The organism is Nonomuraea sp. NPDC049695 (assembly GCF_040674955.1).
Lineage (GTDB): Bacteria > Actinomycetota > Actinomycetes > Streptosporangiales > Streptosporangiaceae > Nonomuraea > Nonomuraea helvata.
This window is the reverse complement of sequence record NZ_JBFANV010000005.1, coordinates 89,325-105,299: the sequence shown is the minus strand read 5'-3', so window position 1 is coordinate 105,299 and position 15,975 is coordinate 89,325. Positions and strand designations below refer to the sequence as shown.

Sequence of the window (15,975 nt, the reverse complement as noted above, 5' to 3'; positions counted from 1 at the left end):
CCCGTGCCGGGAGCGGGTGCCGGCACGGGACCGCGAGGGTCCCGCACCGGCGGGGCGGTCAACCGAGGAGGATGTCGAGCAGGTCGATGGCGTCGTCCAGCCCGCTCTTGTTGAACCAGTTGGTGACCTTTGCTCCGGCCTCGGCGATCGTGCCCGTCCTGGTGTTCTCGGGCTCGATCTTCTCCGGTTTGAAGAGCTGCTTCTGGCCCTGGCCGGAGCCGCCGGGCCGGGCGATGCTGGGCGGAGGCGGCCCGTCCGGGTACATCTCCCCGTTGCGGTAGACGCTCACGGACTGCGTCGGCTGCACGGTTCCGTCGTTCCGGTAGACCTGGCCGGGACGCACCGGCGAACGGCCCGTCTTGGGCGGTGAGGACCGCTGTACCGCCCTGTGGCTGGTCGGCCGCCACGCCGGCCGGTGCCCTCGCTGGAGCGCCGCCGGGCGTCTGCCGGCCCGGTGGTTCCTGGCCCTGGACGCCAGGGCGGCCCGCCGCTTCGCCGCCGCCTCTGCGGCCTTCCTCCTGGCCTCCCTTCTCGCCTTCGCCGCCGCGGCACGGCGCTTGGCCGCGGCCTGCGCCGCCTTCCTGGCCTTCTCCGCCGCCTTCTTGGCCGCGGCGAGTGCCCTCTTACGTGCTGCCGCGATGGCGGCTCTCTTCCTGGCCAGCTCCATGGCCTTCTTCCTGGCCAGTGCCGCCGCCCGGCGCTTGGCCGCCGCGATGGCCGCGCGCCTGGCCGCCGCCCGGGCCGCCGCGAGCGCCGCCCGCCTGGCCGCCGCCTGGGCGAGCTTCCTGGCGATGATGCGGGCCGCGATCCTGGCCGCGATGCCGACCACGATCCAGAACAGCTGGCCGTCGGGGTCACTCATGGTGACGGGGCTGTTGTTGGCGTAGGCGTAGGCGTTGAGCTGCTGCGGGTCGTCCTCGTCGATGACGGGGTCGACCGACATGAAGCGGCCGTTCTTGGGGTCGTACTCGCGGGCGCCCAGGTGCACGAGCCCGGTCGTCGCGTCATGCGTGCCACCGACGAATCCGCGCTGGCCGGGCCACCACGGTGGCGGTGAGCCCCGGTCCTCGCCGAACGGCGTCATCCTCCGTATGGCCAGCTCACCGGTCCCGGCGTTGATCGCGGCCTGCGCGGTGCCGAGGTGGTCGTTGGCCAGGAAGTAGACCTGGTTGTCGGGCGTGCGTACCGCGATGGGCTGGTCGTTGATGGTGTAGTAGCGGGTCTGCTCGACGACGTTCTTGCCGTAGTCGAAGCGCAGCTCCATGTCGTCGATGTAGAGGGTGGCGTCGGTCGGCGTCTTGCGGATCAGCCGGTCGCCCTCCGCGTCGTAGATGAAGGAGGTGGTCTTGCCCGCCTCCGTCACCGACTCGAGGTTGCCCTCGGCGTCCCAGACCAGGGTCTGGTCGACGTTGCCGACCTTGCGCCTGGTGGTGTTGCCGGTGGCGTCGTACTCGAACAGGTCCGAGCCGACGCTCTGCAGGGCGTGGGGCTGCTTGCCGCCGGCCTCCGGGTAGGTGAAGGTGCGGGTGCTCTCGGCCCCGCCGCCCCAGGCGTGCTTGGTCTCCTTGATCCGGTTTCCGGTGGAGTCGTAGGCGTAGCTGACCGCGTACGGAGCCACACCGCCGATCTTGTCCGACTGCGGGGTGCCGCTGGCGCAGTCGTCGGTGGCCGTCCACGCCGAGGTGAGGCGGCGCAGATGGTCATACTTGAAGCACTGCGTGTCCTGGTTCTGGGCCTTCTCCGCGATCTTGGTGATGTTGCCCGCGGGGTCGTAGGTGTAGTTCAGGTCGAGGTCGGTCGACGCGGCGCCCTCCCTGTCCAGGAGCGACCTGGTCAGCCTGCGGGTGGCCTCGTCGTGGGTGTAGGTGAGCCAGGTCTTCTTCCCTCCCGTGCCCAGCTCCAGCTGGCTGGTCTCGCCCAGCTTGGAGTAGCGGGCCGCGAGGACGTACGTCGACAGGCCGCCGACCTTGATCGCCTGGCCGAGCTCGTCGTAGGTGTAGACGACCTGCTCCTCGTCCAGGCCGCCCACGGCCGGGAAGCTGACCGACTGCACCTGGTCGTCGAGCGTGTAGCGGGTGTTGAGCACGTACGAGCCGGCCAGCTTGCCTTCGCGGTCCGGGATGGTGACCGTCTGGCGCAGCGTGCGGTAGTCGGCGTCGATGGCGTTGATCTCGGCCTTGTACGCCTGCCCGCCGGCGTAGCGGATGCTGGCGTTCATGTGGCCCTTGGCCAGCGCGTCGTACTTCCACTCGGCCAGCAGCGTGCCGCTCGCCGAGCCCTCACGCAGCTCCTTCTTGCGGCCCAGCTCGTCGTAGCCGTACCACAGCGTCTTGCCGCGGGAGTCGGTGGTGGTGACCACCTCGTCGGCGTCGTTGTACGTCATCGTCGTGACGCCCTTGTCCGGGTCCTCGGACTTGATCTCCCGGCCGCGTACGTCGTAGTGGTGCCGCCAGACGTTGCCCGCCGAGTCGGTGACCGTGGCCAGCCGGCCGGCGGCGTCGTAGGTGTACTTGGTGGACTCGTACTCGCCCGTCGGCGTGTTGCCCTTGTACTGCCGCAGCTCGACGATGCGGTCGTCGGCGTCGCCGATGCGGGTGGTGGCGGTGCCGCCCAGCGGGGCGGTGATGTCCACCCGGTCGCCCTGGCGGACGGCCGAGACCCGCAGCTTCTCCGTGCCCTTCGACTTGAGGACCTGGGCGTTGACGTCGCCCGCTCCGTCGAAGGTGTTGACCACCTGGTTGGGCACGTCGGTGTCGGCCACGCCCAGCAGGTCGGTGGAGGGGTTGCCGGTGGCGAAGTAGCCGGTGTTGTTCTTGGCGACCTCGCCGAGCGAGTTGTAGACGGTGTCGGTGATCGTGCGGCCGTCACGCAGGTTGGGGTCCTGCGTCTGGTCGTCACGGGGCGCCGGCTCCTGGGTCTGACGCTCGCGCATCAGGCCGTCGTACAGCTCGTAGCTGGTGGTGTAGCCGCCGTCGGCACGCAGCGTCTTGGTGGTCACCACGCTGGGGCCGTCGGTGCGCATCAGGTACGAGTACTCGGTGTTCGGCGACTGTCCGGCCGCCTTGCTGCGGTCGCTCTGCCACACCTTGATGAGGCGGCCGAGCGCGTCGTGCTCCATTTCCGTGCGCTTGCCGTTGGCGTCGATCTCGGCGATCGGCTCGCCCCACGCGGGTTCGAGCACGGTCTTGTCGACGAAGCCGAGCTGGTTCGTCTCCGTGATCTCGGTCGGCTGGGCTCCGGTGGCCGGCAGGTAGGCGGTGGTGGACTTGGTCCCCACGGAGTCGGTCTCGCTGGTCTCGCGACCGTAGACGTCGTACGTGTGGGTGCTGTCGGTCACCGTCGTGCCGTCCCCGGACGCGAGCTGCTGGACCGTGGTCACGTCGCCCTTGCTCGGAGCCTGCCCGTACGCCTTGTTGTCGTACTGGACCATCTCGTCGGAGATGATCTCGCCCGCCGCCAGCGTGGACACGGCCGTGCCGCAGCCCGCGGCCACCTTCTGGATCCTGCTGGTGTAGTCGAGCATCCAGGAGGTGTCGTTGCGGGCGTAGGCGTAGCGGGTGCACTGGTCGTCGTCGGCGGCGGCCAGATCACCCTTGTCGTCCACCTGGGTGAGCAGGCCCTTGGCGTCGTAGCCGCGCTCCTCACCGGTGCGCCGCCACTTGCCGCCGGCCAGCGCGGTACGGGTCACCATCGACTTGGGCTGCACCACGTAAGCGGTCTTGGTGATGCCACCCTGCGTGGACTCGGCCGTCTTCAGCGACCAGGGCTCCTCGACGGTCGAGGTCAGGATCGCCCCGCCGTCCCCGTCGAAGAGGGTCTCCTCCCGCTCGAACCCGGACAACTGGTCGAGGTCGTCCAGCTTGACGCCCTCGGTGTCCTCGACCTGGACGCTGCGCTTGGAGCCGTCGGCCTGCTTGTCACCGTGCATGCCCCGGAAGTAGCGGAACTCGGTGAGCGTGCGCTTGGTGTCCTGCCCGTCACCCTCGCGCACCCGGACCCGGCCGTACCCGCGCCAGTCCGACCAGGTGCGGTGCTCGGGCTTGACCAGGATGTTCTCGGCGTAGCGCCAGGCGCCACCGTCCAGGTACTCGTAGTCGGTGACCTTGTTGGGCGCGCCACCGACGCGGTCGACCTCCACCGTCTGCGCCACGACGTACTTGTGGAACCAGTCGGTGACCTCGGCCTCGTTCGGCGGGGCCCAGCGCTGCGGGAAGCAGCGCTTGGTGTTCTTGTCGGCGGCCGGCAGCTCACCCGGCTTGCACTCGGCCGCGGCGTAATTGACGCGCAGCTCGCCGCCGCTCTCGTTGTTCACCGCTTGGACGCGCCACTTGACCAAGGGCGCGCGGCCCTCGTTGGCGTCCACCCGGTTGGGCAGCTGGACACCGGTGAAGGTGACCTTGGGCAGCGTGAGAGTGCCACCCACGAGCCCGCTCTGCTGGATCGAGGCCAGCCACAGCGACGGGCTCATCCCGTCACCCGTGGCCGGGAACTGGTGCGTCAACGTCCAGGAGTCAACCGGGCAGTACTGCGCACCCGAACACTTCGTCGTGTCGGTGTTGAGGATCTGCGTGGTCACCTTCGTCAACCGCTTACGCGAGAAGAACGTCGGCGAGAGCCGATCCGTGCACTTCACCCCCGCGTCACAGATCTGGTCGAACGGCACGTCCGGCCAGGACGCCGCGGTCTCCTTCTTCAACTGGTCAGGGGCGCAGGTGATCGTGCCGCTCGGCAGACACCGCTCGGCCACGTCGAACACCACGCGGGCCGCCGGGGCCTTGGTGAACAGCTCGTTCTGCAGGTAGCCGTAGTCGATCCGGGTCAGATACGCGCCGCGCACGTACTGGGTGCCCAGCTCCGGCTTCATGTTGCGGCCGTAGTAGTTGGTCTCGCGCTCGTACCAGTACGTGGTCGCGTTGCCGTGGGTGTCCACGGCGTAGTCCAGGTTCCAGCGGTAGGCCTGCTGGCACCAGGCGTTGGCCGGCGTGCTGTTGTAGCAGGGCTCGCCGCTGTTGTTGCCGAACACCGGCACCGTCTGCACCGACTTCGTCTCCGCCTTGCCGCTCGCCCAGCCGGGCAGCCGGTTCAGGCCGAAGGTGTACTGGGTGCCGTCCGCGGTGGTGACCCGCCAGTACTCGCCGTTGTTGTCGCCGTTGGTGGCGCCGGTGAGGTACTCGATCCTGGTGCCGTCGTCGCGCTTGGGCCGCCACTGCTTGGTCGTGGCGTCCTTGATCAGCTCGACGGCGGAGTCGCCGAGGGACATGGTGGCGTTGTCCTGGTCCCAGCACAGGTCGCCGGTCTTCTTGCCGTCGATCATGCACGACTTGTAACGGCGCTCGACGTAACCGCTGGGGTTGAGCTCGAAGCCCTCGCCTGCCCAGGAGGGCTGGTTGTTGGTGGAGGCGGTCCGGCCGTCCACGCTCTGGGAGGAGTAGGAGAGGGAGATGTCCGGGTCGTCGCCGCCCAGCGCGGGGGGCGTGCGCATCTCGTAGTTCCAGCTGAAGTCGCCGGACTGGGTGCCCACGCTCCACTTCGCCGACGGCGCCAGCGAGGTGGCAGCGAGGTCACCCGACTGGCCGGAGGCGGCGGCGGTGACCGCGTAGAGGCCGGCGGACTCGACTTCGGCGGTGACCGTACCCGCCTTGGGGTCGTTCTCGCTCTTGACCGGCTGCGGCGCGGCGCAGCCGTCCGCGCCGGTCAGGGCGCAGTCCTCCAGCTTGACCACCCGCAGCCGGGCGCCGTAGTCGCCGCCGAAGGCGTAACGGAAGCCGGAGTAGTCGACCTGCAGCCGGGTCTTCTTCCCCGACAGGGTCTTGACGCCCTGGCCGGGCGAGACCCGCATCGCCAGACCCAGCAGCTTGCTGTCCAGCAGCTCGACGCTCACCGGGTCGGCCGCGGCCGCCTTGACGTCCTTCTGCGGGGCCAGCTTCACCGGGAAGCCCGCCGCCAGGGTGGTCGTGCCGCCCAGCTCCGCTTTCTGGGGCTTGGGCCAGGTGACGCCTGGTGGCGCTTTCCACGCCTGTTTCTCGACGGGATCGGCCAGCGGGGGCAGGACCGGGACCTTCCCGCCCTTGACCGGCTTCTCCTTCTGCACGGACGGGGCCGAGCGGGACGCCGCCGCCGCCGGCATGGCGTACGCGACCGGGAGGACGAGGACGATCGAGAGCACGGCCGCGAGCCTGCGGGGCCAGGGCGACTCGCGCTTCGGCTCGATGAATCGGTTCCAGTAAGGGTCGGGATTGTCGGGTTCGTCGGGTTGTTGAGCTCGGTTCCAGCGGGATTCGGGCAGGTCTAACTCACTCGGCAGATCCATGAACCTCTCCCAGTCGAGGGTGCTATCGGGGGGCTTACTGGGTGGCTAAGGGTGCGGAATCGGGAGTTACTGTGCGGCCAGTTGGGCGATCTGCTCGGCGCTGAGCGCGCCGTCATACGTGCGGACGTCGTCCACGGCTCCTGGCCAGTAGCCGGTGAAGGCGCCCGCGGTCTTGGTCCGGCCCAGCTGCAGCGGGCCGGTGGCGTTCCACGCGCTGACGTGGTCGGTGACGGTGGTGGTGGAGAGCTGGCCGTTGACGTAGATGCGCAGCTCACCAGCGAGCGCGTCGTAGACGCCGGCGATGTGGGTCCACTCCAGCGGGTTGGGGAGGGCGTCGGAACGGGTGCGTACGAGGGCGGCGGTGTCGGTGTCGGCGGCCCGCATGCCGAGGGTCCACCGCTGCTGCTCCTTGTCGTAGCCGAGCTGGAACCCGGCCGTCCTGCTGCCCGGCTGGGCCACGGCCGCGGTGTCGGCGGTCGGCAGGTAGTCGAGCTGCGTCCAGGCGGCGACGGTGAAGCTCGACTTGGTGTTGACGGCGGCGCCGGTGGTCTGGGCGTAGCCGTTGACGCCGTCGAGCGCGAGCGCGCCGTCCAGCCAGCCGGCGGTCCACGACGCGCCCCCGGCCAGCGTCGCGGCCGTGGCCCGGCCCGAGGACTCGGCGGCCGAGGTGCCCGACTCCTCGTCCAGCTGCCAGTGGCCGACCAGCGTGGCGGCGCTGTTGACCAGATCGGCGATCTCGTCGGCGAACATGGCCCGGCCGTAGACGCGGACCTCGTCCACGTCACCCGGCCAGTACTCCGCCGCGGCGCCGTTGACCTTGCCCCTGCCGATGGTGAGCGGCCCCGTGGCGTTCCACGGCTGGGTGAAGGCGACCGTGGACTCCAGCTTGCCGTTGACGTAGAGCGAGATCTGGCCCGCCGCGGAGTCGTACACGCCGGTCAGATGGGTCCACTCGTTGAGCCTCGGGGCGGCCGCGGAGAGTGCCTTGACGGTCGCGGCGCCGTCGGCGTCCGTGCCGGCGCGGGTCAGCGCCCAGCGGTCGTCGGACTTGGAGTACTGGAGCGCGAAGCCGCCTGTCCTCGCGCCTTCCTGGGTGACGACGGTCGCGGTGGCGGCGTTGCCGGTCAGGCGGGCCCAGGCGGTGACGGTGAAGTTGCGGCTGGTGTCGGCCACCGGGCCGGAAGCCTGCGCGTACGTGTTGGCCAGGCGCAGCCCCATGCCGGTCCTGCCGGTCGTCCACGTGGCCCCGTAGAGGGTGGCGGGGTGGGCGTTCGCGGCGTCGGCGGCCACGGTGCCCTGGCCCTCGTCCAGCGCCCAGTGGCCGCTCGGGGCCTTGCCCGCGTTGACGTTGAAGACGTACGAGCGGATCGGGCCGAGCTGGCCCGCGCGGTCCTTGCTGCGGACCGAGAGGACGTTGGGGCCGTCGTGGCGCGGGGTGAGCGCGATCGTGGCCTTGCCGTCCGCGCCGGGGGCGACCTCCGTGTTGGGTGTGGTGTCGAGCCCGTAGACGTACGCGGCCACGTCGGTGACGCCGTTGGGGTCGAACGTGAACGTGCCCGCCAGACCGACGCCGTCGCTCCAGGTGTCCTCGGGGAACTGGGGCGAGGTCACGATCGGTTCCCTGCCGGGGGCCGTGGCGTCCACGGTGGCCTCGCACCAGGGGCTCCAGGCGCTGGTGGCCTTGCCGTCCTCAGCGCGTACGTGCCAGCGGATGAGCGCGCCGTCGGCGTACAGGCTGGTCGGGATCGTGGCGTAGTAGGCGGAGCCGGACGAGCCCGTCGAGGTGACGTACTCGCCGGTCTTCGTCCCGGCGGCGTTGTACCACTCGAAGCGGCCCTTGACCGAGTTGTCGGCGTCCTTCAGCTTGGCCCAGAGCTTCGGCGTGGCCGTGCTGATGATCGGGCGCCCCTCGCCGGAGACACAGGGGCCGCCCGGGTCGGACCACGCGTCCGCGGCCACCGGGTCGGTCGGGATCGAGTTGTACTCGATGACGGCGACCGGGTTGTTCTTGAACTTCTTCCAGGCGTACACGTCGGTCTCGCTGGTGGCGTAGAGCCCGATGGTCATCGTGGACCATTTCTTGGCGGCGGCGTCGGCGGCCCACGACGTGACGTCGAACTCCACACCGCCGGGCGCGCAGGTCCCCGTGCCATAGCCCTTGGCCACGTTCACCGTGGAGAGCAACCTGGTCTTCGCCGGCGGGTTGTTCCAGGTGGTGCTCTTGCTGATCGCGCCCGTCCCCCAGGCCTCCACCTTGCGGGCGCTGCACGAGTACGACCACGTCTCGTACGTGCGCAGCGTCGCCTTGATGATCTGCTTGCCGTGGATGGCCGAGCCCGTGGCCATCTGGAAGAACGACCGGTTCGTCTGGGTGGAGCTGATCTTGCCGACGCGGGCGACGTCGCTGGAGTTGAGGTAGTTGGAGTTGGGCCAGTTCTTCCAGACCGCCGTCCACGAGCTGCGGGAAGCCGAGAAGTACGGGTCCAGATAAACGGGGAACTTCGTCTCCGGGGCGGCCAGCATCTTCTGGTCCGGCCTGAGCCGCAGTCGCCCGCGCGCGAGCTCCACGCCCATCGTGGCCTCGCGAGCCTCCGGGGAACGGCCTTCCCTGAGCGCCTTCGGACCGGCGATGCCCTCGGAATCCCACATCTTAGGCGTGGGAGCGATGAAGATCGTCCCTCCGCTCTCGTCGACGGCCTCCACGTTGCCCGCCTTGTCCGCCTTCACCGACAGGCCCCGGGTGGCGAGCGGGTAGCTCAGCTCCGCCAGCTTCGCCGCAGCCTCCCGCGACTTGACCACCAGGACGTGCGAGAAGCCGTCCACGTCGGCGGTCACCTGGAGGTCCACGCCCGGCATGACCTCGGCGTAGGTGGCGGTGTCGCCGTTCAGGGCGGGCTTGGGGAGCGTGCCCTGCCAGCCGAGCTCCAGGGTCTTGGCACCGCGCGACAGGCGGGCCAGCGGGCCGGTGCCGCCGCCGGAGAAGCTCAGCCCGGCCGCCGTGGCGACCGGTTCCACCGCGCCGTCGGGGCGCAGGCGGAGCGTGGTGTCCACGGGGACCCAGCCGTCGGCCTTGCGCACGCGTACGGGGCGGACGTACTGCTCGAGGGTGAACGTTCCGTCGGGCTTGGCCCACACCTGGCGGGTCTCGTTGCGCAGCGATTCGACCTCGACCGGCTTGCCCTCGGTGCGGGCGAGCGTGAGAGCAGACTCCTCGGGAGGCTGAACCTTCTGCTCAACGGTCCGCGCCTCCGCGGCGGGCGCCGGATCCGGTATCGCCAAGACCGTGATAGCTAACGCCGCCGCAACCAACCCACGCACTGCCCGCATACGTCCTCGCCCAAGGTGAGCAGGGGTTACGCGCGAAACGGAACACCCGCCCGGCGTCTCCACGATCTTCGGTTGACGATCGGATTGTCACCTTGGGGGTGGGACAGATCTAGGGTTTTGCTCATTCTGCTCAAAATTTCCTTCAGCACCACGAAGCACTCGGAAATTTCCGCCAGAGCGCGCTCAGACCTCCGTCGGAAGTGGCCAGGCGGCCGGGTTGACCCGTTTGACGATCTCGTTCAGGGCGATGCGGACGTACGGCTCGCCCACCCACAGATGCTTGGCGCCGTCGACCCCGATGACCTCGGCCTGCGGCACCCTCGCGAACCGCTCGCGGGCCTCGTCGGGCCGGAGGTAGTCGTCGAACTCGGGCACCAGCGCCACCAGCGGCCGCCCGAACCGCGCCCAGGCGTCCAGGTCGTCATCGGTGGCCCTGTGCAGCGGCGGCGAGAGCAGGATGGCCCCCTCGACCAGCGGGTCGTGCGCCCACTTCAGCGTCAGCTCGGTGCCGAACGACCAGCCGACCACCCACACGCGCGGCAGGTCGTGGTACTCGGCGTACTCGAGCGCCGCCAAGACGTCGAACCGCTCCCCCTCGCCCCCGTCGAACGTGCCCTCCGAGGTGCCGCGCTCGGAGGAGGTGCCCCGGGTGTTGAAGCGCAGCACGGCCAGGTCGGCGAGGGCGGGCAGCCGGTTGGCGGCCTTCTTGTAGACGTGGCTGTCCATGAACCCGCCGTGCGTGGGCAGCGGGTGCAGGGTCACCAGCGTCGCCACAGGAGGACGGTCGAGTGGCAGCGCCAGCTCGCCCACCAGGGTCAGGCCATCGCCCGTGTGCAGTTCGATCGGCTCGCGCCGGGCGGGGAGCACGGTCGCCGCGCGAATCTCCTCCATGGATGCCTTTCTCAGTAGCGGGTGCGGCCGGGGCCGCGGTCGAGTCGTTTACGCCAGCAGGCGGGGTGCCAGTGGCGGCGCTCCTCGTCTCCTCCCGGCCAGTTGGGCCAGGCGACGAGGTGCGGCTGGCCGCTGCGGATCTCCTGGTCGCAGCCCGGACACCGGTAGTTCTTGGTCGAGGACGCGCCGGTGAGCATGCGTACCTTCCACTCGCCGTCGGGCCATTCCTCCACTTTGTCCAGCCCGGTCGGGAAGCCGAAGGGCCGGGAGGACTCCCTACGGCGGGCGCGGCGGGGACTCATCGACGCGGGAACTCGCTCAGGTCGGCGGTGACGAGCTGGTCGAGCAGGGGTGCGGGCGCGAAGGCGGGCTCGCGGTATTCGGTGTAGAGGGCTCTCAGCCCGTCTCTGACCCTGGCCAGGCCGAAGGACTCCAGCATCTCGAAGGGCCCGGCGGGATAGCCGCAGCCCAGCCGCATGGCCGCGTCGATGTCCTCGATCGAGGCGTACCCCGCGTCGTACATCCGGACGGCGTCGTTCAGGTAGGGGAAGAGCAGGGCGTCCACCACGAACCCCGCCCGGTCCTTGCACGGCACCGGTGTCAGGCCGACGATCTTCATCAGGTCCCTGGCGGCGGTCGCGGCGTGCTCCGAGGTGAGCGCCGTCGAGGCGAGCTCGGCCACCTGCTCGCCGACGAGGTGCACGCCGACCATCCTGGCGGGGTCGGGCAGGCGTACGGCGTGCTCGATCACCGGGCGGTCGGCGAGGCAGAGCACGACGTCGGGGTCCTCGGACGCCTTGAACCCGGCCGCCCGCAACCGCTCCGCGAGCCCGTCCCCCTCGTCCTCGTATCCGACGACCTTGAACGTGCCGAGCCGGGGCTTCACCTGCTCCCTGTGCGGCGCTCCGCCATATGCGCCGGATTCGCCGGATTCGCTGGACTCGCCGTAGAAGCCGCGGCCCGACTTGCGGCCCAGCAGCCCCGCGGTGACCAGCTCGCGCAGCAGCGGCGAGGGCGCGTGCCGCCGGTCGCGCGTCTCGTCGAACAGCACCCCCATCACCTCGTACGCGGTGTCGAGCCCGATCAGGTCGAGCAGCGCGAACGGCCCCATGGGCAGACCCACGCCCAGCCGCATCGCGGCGTCGATGTCGTCGCGCCCGGCCACGCCCAGCTCCATCAGCGCGGCGGCGTGGTTCAGATAGGGCAGGAGCAGCCGGTTGACCACGAACCCGGCCCTGTCGCCCACCGCCACGGCCGTCTTGCCGAGCCTGCCCGCCAGCGCCGTGACGTCCGCCACCACGCCGGGCTCTGTCACCACCGTCCCCACCACCTCGACCAGCTTCATCACCGGTGCGGGGTTGAAGAAGTGCATGCCGACCACCCGGCCGGGGCGGCCGGTGGCGGCGGCGATGGCGGTGACGGACAGCGAGGAGGTGTTGGTCGCCATCACGGTCCCGGGCTCGCAGATCCGGTCGAGGTCCTTGAACAGCGAGATCTTGTAGTCGAGGATCTCGGGAATCGCCTCGACCACCAGATCGACGTCCCGCAGATCCTCGCGCGAGGTGGTCAGCGTGATGCGGCCCAGGATCTCGTCCCGCTGCCCCGGCGCCAGCTTCCCCTTGTCGACGGCCTTCCCGGTGGAGCGCTCGAGATGCCCGCGACCCCTGGCCAGCGCCTCGGCGTCGGCCTCGACCCCGATCACGCGCAGCCCGGCCCGCGCGAACACCTCCGCGATCCCGGCCCCCATCGTGCCGAGCCCGACAACTCCCACCCGTTCGAACGCCATGCGTCCAGTTTTCCAGAGCCGCTAAGGTGGGGCGTCATGCGGCTGGTCATCGCGCGATGCAGCGTGGATTACATCGGACGGCTCACGGCACACCTGCCGATGGCGCCAAGGCTTGTGCTGATCAAGGCGGACGGGAGCGTGAGCATTCACGCCGACGACCGCGCCTTCAAGCCGCTCAACTGGATGAACCCGCCGTGCAAGCTCAAGGAGGACGGCGAGACCTGGACGGTCACCCACGGCAAGACCGGCGAGAAGCTGGTGCTGACGATGGCCGAGATCCTCCACGACTCCAGCCACGAGCTCGGCGTCGACCCCGGGCTGATCAAGGACGGGGTGGAGGCCCACCTGCAGGAGTTGCTCGCCGAGCACATCACGACGCTGGGGGACGGCTATTCGCTGGTCCGGCGGGAGTACATGACGGCGATCGGGCCGGTGGACATCCTGTGCCGTGACGCGCTGGGGGCGACGGTGGCGGTGGAGATCAAGCGGCGGGGGGAGATCGACGGGGTCGAGCAGCTCACCCGCTACCTTGAGCTGCTCAATCGCGACCCCCTTCTGGCTCCCGTACGCGGCGTCTTCGCCGCCCAGGAGATCAAGCCCCAGGCGCGCGTCCTCGCCACGGACCGCGGCATCGACTGCGTCACGCTCGACTACGACGCTCTGCGCGGCATCGAACCCGAGAACCCGACCCTTTTCTGACCTGCTACGGCCGCGCCCGGGTCCGACCCCAGGGCGCGGCCGCACGCAACAGCGCTCCACCGCACCACCACGAGCGCCGCACCGCGCCCCGCAGCGCCGCCCACCACCAGCGCCGCAGCGCATCCGCCACCGGCGCGCCACACGCCGACGACCACGCGCACCGCAGCCGCACGCGCAGGCCTCCAGGCGCCGGGTCGGCGAGACGCGGGACGGCGCCACCCGGCGCAACACGCACGGCGACCAGCCACCTGACACCGCACGCCGAACACCCCCCACGCCCACGAACGGTTCGGGGTCAGCGGGGGGGTGGCCGGCCTAGTAAGCGATGGCTTACCGGATTATCGTGGGCCTCATGACGACGCTGACGTTCGACTCACTCAACCCGGCGACAGGCGAGATCGTCGGCAGTCATCCCAAGCACACCCCCGACGCCGTCCACGAGGTCGTCGGCCGGGCGGAGGAGGCGGCCAGGTGGTGGGCCGCCATCGGGCCGGACGAGCGCAAGAGACGGCTGCTGGACTACAAGGCGATCATCACCCAGAACCTCAAGGACCTCGTCCAGCTGGTCCACGAGGAGACCGGCAAACCGGTGGGCGACGCCACGCTGGAGATCGTGCTGGCCATCACCCATCTGGACTGGGCCGCGCGCAACGCCTACAAGGTCCTGCGCCGCCGCCGCGTCAGCACCGGCATGATCGGCCTCAATCTGGCCGCCACGCTCGAATACCTCCCTCTCGGCGTCGTCGGGGTGATCGGCCCGTGGAACTACCCGGTCTTCACTCCCATGGGCTCCATCGCCTACGCGCTGGCGGCCGGCAACGCCGTCGTGTTCAAGCCCAGCGAGTTCACCCCGGGCATCGGCGTGCGGCTGGCCGAGCTGTTCGCCGTGGCGGTGCCGGAGCAGCCGGTGTTCCAGACCGTGACAGGGCTGGGCGAGACCGGGGCGGCGCTGGCCGGCGATCCGAGGGTCAAGAAAGTGGCGTTCACCGGCTCGACGGCCACCGCCAAGCGCGTGATGGCCGCCTGTGCCGAGAACCTCACGCCCATCGTGGCCGAGTGCGGCGGCAAGGACGCGTTCATCGTGGACGCCGACGCCGACCTCGCGAAGGCCGCCGATGCCTGCCTGTGGGGCGCGATGTCGAACGCGGGGCAGACCTGCGCGGGCGTCGAGCGCGTCTACGTCGTCGAAGACGTCTATGAAAGTTTCATGCGCGAGCTGTCCGACCGGGTGACAAAGGTGAAGGCCGGCGAGGACTACGGCCCGATCACGATGCCGGGACAGGTGGACATCATCAAGCGGCACATCGACGACGCCGCCAAATCCGGAAAAGTCGTGGCTGGTGGCCCCGGCTCCGTACGCGCCCCGTACGTGGACCCCGTGATCGTCGAGGACGTGCCCGAGGACTCTCCCGCCGTGCGCGAGGAGACGTTCGGCCCGACCATCACCGTACGCCGCACCCGCGACGCCCAGGAGGCCCTCGAGCTGGCCAACGCCTCCGCGTACGGCCTGGGCGGGACCGTCTTCTCCCGGAACACGCACAGGGCCATGCAGCTCGCCCGCGCGATGCGTACCGGAATGACCGCCATCAACTCGGTCATCTCGTTCGCCGGCGTGCCGGCGCTGCCGTTCGGCGGAGTGGGCGACTCGGGGTTCGGGCGGATACACGGGGCCGACGGCCTGCGCGAGTTCACCAGGCCCAAAGCCATCTCCCGTCAGCGCTTCGCGATGCCCGGGATGAACCTGACCTCGTTCGCCCGAGGACCCGCAGAACTTGAGCGGCTGATCAGACTTGTCACGTTCTTGCACGGCCGACGTAAAAGATAATCTTCTTACCCTTTCCCAAAACGGATCATCCGTCCATAATTGTGTGCTCTGGGGGCCACGATCATGTTGGACGGGTGGAATGTGAACCGGTCTTACCGGGGAATGTCAGCTGAGCAAAGACTGGCAGACAGACGCGAGCGGCTCATGACGGCCGCGTACACGCTATACGCCAAGCCAGGGTTCACCGCGACGACCATCGAAAGGCTGTGCTCGGAGGCGAGGATCTCCAACCGCGCCTTCTACGAATGTTTCGGCGGACGCGAGGAGCTCCTTCAGGCGTTACACGAGCGCTGCGTGGACGAAAGCCTGGCGGTCGTGACCAAAGCCGTCCAGGAGGCCCCGAAGACGCTTGACGACAGAGTCAAGGCCGGGATCCAGGCCTATATCGAGTTCACCACGGCCGACTGGCGGCGGGCCCGCATCATGCACGTCGAGGTACGCCGGTCGGGAGATGTCCTGACACAGTCGCGTCAGCGCGCGGTGGACGCGTTCGCGCGCCTCGTCGAGGACGCGTCGGCCGATTTCGTGGAGGCCACCGGGATGAATCGGCGACTGGTGTCGCTCGGCGTAGTTGGAGCGCTGCAAGAGCTGCTCATCGAATGGCTGCACGCGAACGAGCAACCGTCGATCGACGAACTCGCCGACGTCGCGGTGCACATCTTCACCAGGAGCCTCGGCAAGCCCTGAACTATTCGGTAACCCCATTTCCAGAGGTCGGTCCGAAATCTACATTTTGGCTACATAGAAAGAGCGGGCAACGGCTGATCGTCGCCCGCTCCGATATGTCACATCAGGCCACCGCGGCAGCGGGAACCTCTACGTGCAGAACCCGATTCAGCCGGGTCACCGCGAGTATCCGCATGATCCTCGGTGGCACCCCCCGAAGAACAAGGCGGCGTTGCACGCTCAGCGCGCGCCGATGCGAGCCCACCAGCACTCCGAGACCGGTCGCGTCGATCATCTCCAGCTTGGAGAGATCCAGGATCAGGTCACCCTCTCCGGAGTCGAGAGCCTCGTGCAGCCGCTCCCGCACCCCGGCAGAGGTGCCGGCGTCGAGCCTGGCACCGATCCGTACCACCTGGGCGCTCGGATTGCCACGGACTCGCATGCCACCTCCCATTTCATAAGCAGAGCGCT

General features: G+C 69.5%; 9 protein-coding genes. 3 read left to right on the top strand and 6 right to left on the bottom strand.

The window, feature by feature from the left end; genetic code table 11:
- Positions 1–58: 58 nt before the first annotated feature.
- From AB0J64_RS06575 to AB0J64_RS06555, 5 genes are all read right to left on the bottom strand, one after another.
- The gene (locus AB0J64_RS06575; RefSeq protein ID WP_364021653.1) at positions 59–6,310 is read right to left on the bottom strand and encodes an RHS repeat-associated core domain-containing protein; all 6,252 of its coding nucleotides are present in this window, start codon (positions 6,308–6,310) and stop codon (positions 59–61) included.
- 66 nt (positions 6,311–6,376) lie between these two features.
- Positions 6,377–9,589: a LamG-like jellyroll fold domain-containing protein gene (locus AB0J64_RS06570; RefSeq protein ID WP_364021650.1), complete on the bottom strand. Its 3,213-nt coding sequence runs from the start codon at positions 9,587–9,589 to the stop codon at positions 6,377–6,379.
- A gap of 231 nt (positions 9,590–9,820) precedes the next feature.
- Positions 9,821–10,528 (bottom strand): alpha/beta fold hydrolase, encoded by a 708-nt coding sequence (locus AB0J64_RS06565; protein ID WP_364021647.1) that lies wholly within the window; start codon positions 10,526–10,528, stop codon positions 9,821–9,823.
- 11 nt (positions 10,529–10,539) lie between these two features.
- Positions 10,540–10,830: an ATP/GTP-binding protein gene (locus AB0J64_RS06560; RefSeq protein ID WP_360696200.1), complete on the bottom strand. Its 291-nt coding sequence runs from the start codon at positions 10,828–10,830 to the stop codon at positions 10,540–10,542.
- A complete protein-coding gene (locus tag AB0J64_RS06555; protein ID WP_364021644.1) occupies positions 10,827–12,314 on the bottom strand; it encodes a 3-hydroxybutyryl-CoA dehydrogenase in 1,488 nt (495 codons plus the stop codon). Before AB0J64_RS06555 ends, AB0J64_RS06560 begins: the two co-directional genes overlap by 4 nt.
- Before the next feature lie 36 nt (positions 12,315–12,350).
- Between AB0J64_RS06555 and nucS the strand changes: the two genes are divergently transcribed.
- The 3 genes from nucS to AB0J64_RS06540 all read left to right on the top strand — a co-directional run bounded on the left by nucS (position 12,351) and on the right by AB0J64_RS06540 (position 15,525).
- A complete protein-coding gene (gene nucS, locus AB0J64_RS06550) occupies positions 12,351–13,013 on the top strand; it encodes an endonuclease NucS (RefSeq protein ID WP_344987074.1) in 663 nt (220 codons plus the stop codon).
- Between the two features lie 352 nt (positions 13,014–13,365).
- Entirely contained in the window at positions 13,366–14,838 is a 1,473-nt protein-coding gene (locus tag AB0J64_RS06545) for an aldehyde dehydrogenase family protein (protein WP_364021640.1), read from the top strand.
- Between the two features lie 144 nt (positions 14,839–14,982).
- Complete coding sequence (locus AB0J64_RS06540; RefSeq protein ID WP_364021638.1) at positions 14,983–15,525, top strand: TetR/AcrR family transcriptional regulator; 543 nt, start codon at positions 14,983–14,985, stop codon at positions 15,523–15,525.
- A gap of 103 nt (positions 15,526–15,628) precedes the next feature.
- Here the strand turns inward: AB0J64_RS06540 and AB0J64_RS06535 are convergent, their stop codons facing one another.
- The gene (locus tag AB0J64_RS06535; protein ID WP_344987077.1) at positions 15,629–15,946 is read right to left on the bottom strand and encodes an STAS domain-containing protein; all 318 of its coding nucleotides are present in this window, start codon (positions 15,944–15,946) and stop codon (positions 15,629–15,631) included.
- Between the last annotated feature and the right edge of the window lie 29 nt (positions 15,947–15,975).

Excerpts from the sequence above, each read along its gene's own strand:
- AB0J64_RS06575 (WP_364021653.1), bottom strand. The coding sequence starts at position 6,310 with ATGGATCTGCCGAGTGAGTTAGACCTGCCCGAATCCCGCTGGAACCGA.
- AB0J64_RS06565 (WP_364021647.1), bottom strand. The coding sequence starts at position 10,528 with ATGGAGGAGATTCGCGCGGCGACCGTGCTCCCCGCCCGGCGCGAGCCG.
- AB0J64_RS06560 (WP_360696200.1), bottom strand. The coding sequence starts at position 10,830 with ATGAGTCCCCGCCGCGCCCGCCGTAGGGAGTCCTCCCGGCCCTTCGGC.
- AB0J64_RS06555 (WP_364021644.1), bottom strand. The coding sequence starts at position 12,314 with ATGGCGTTCGAACGGGTGGGAGTTGTCGGGCTCGGCACGATGGGGGCC.
- nucS (WP_344987074.1), top strand. The coding sequence starts at position 12,351 with ATGCGGCTGGTCATCGCGCGATGCAGCGTGGATTACATCGGACGGCTC.
- AB0J64_RS06545 (WP_364021640.1), top strand. The coding sequence starts at position 13,366 with ATGACGACGCTGACGTTCGACTCACTCAACCCGGCGACAGGCGAGATC.
- AB0J64_RS06540 (WP_364021638.1), top strand. The coding sequence starts at position 14,983 with ATGACGGCCGCGTACACGCTATACGCCAAGCCAGGGTTCACCGCGACG.
- AB0J64_RS06535 (WP_344987077.1), bottom strand. The coding sequence starts at position 15,946 with ATGCGAGTCCGTGGCAATCCGAGCGCCCAGGTGGTACGGATCGGTGCC.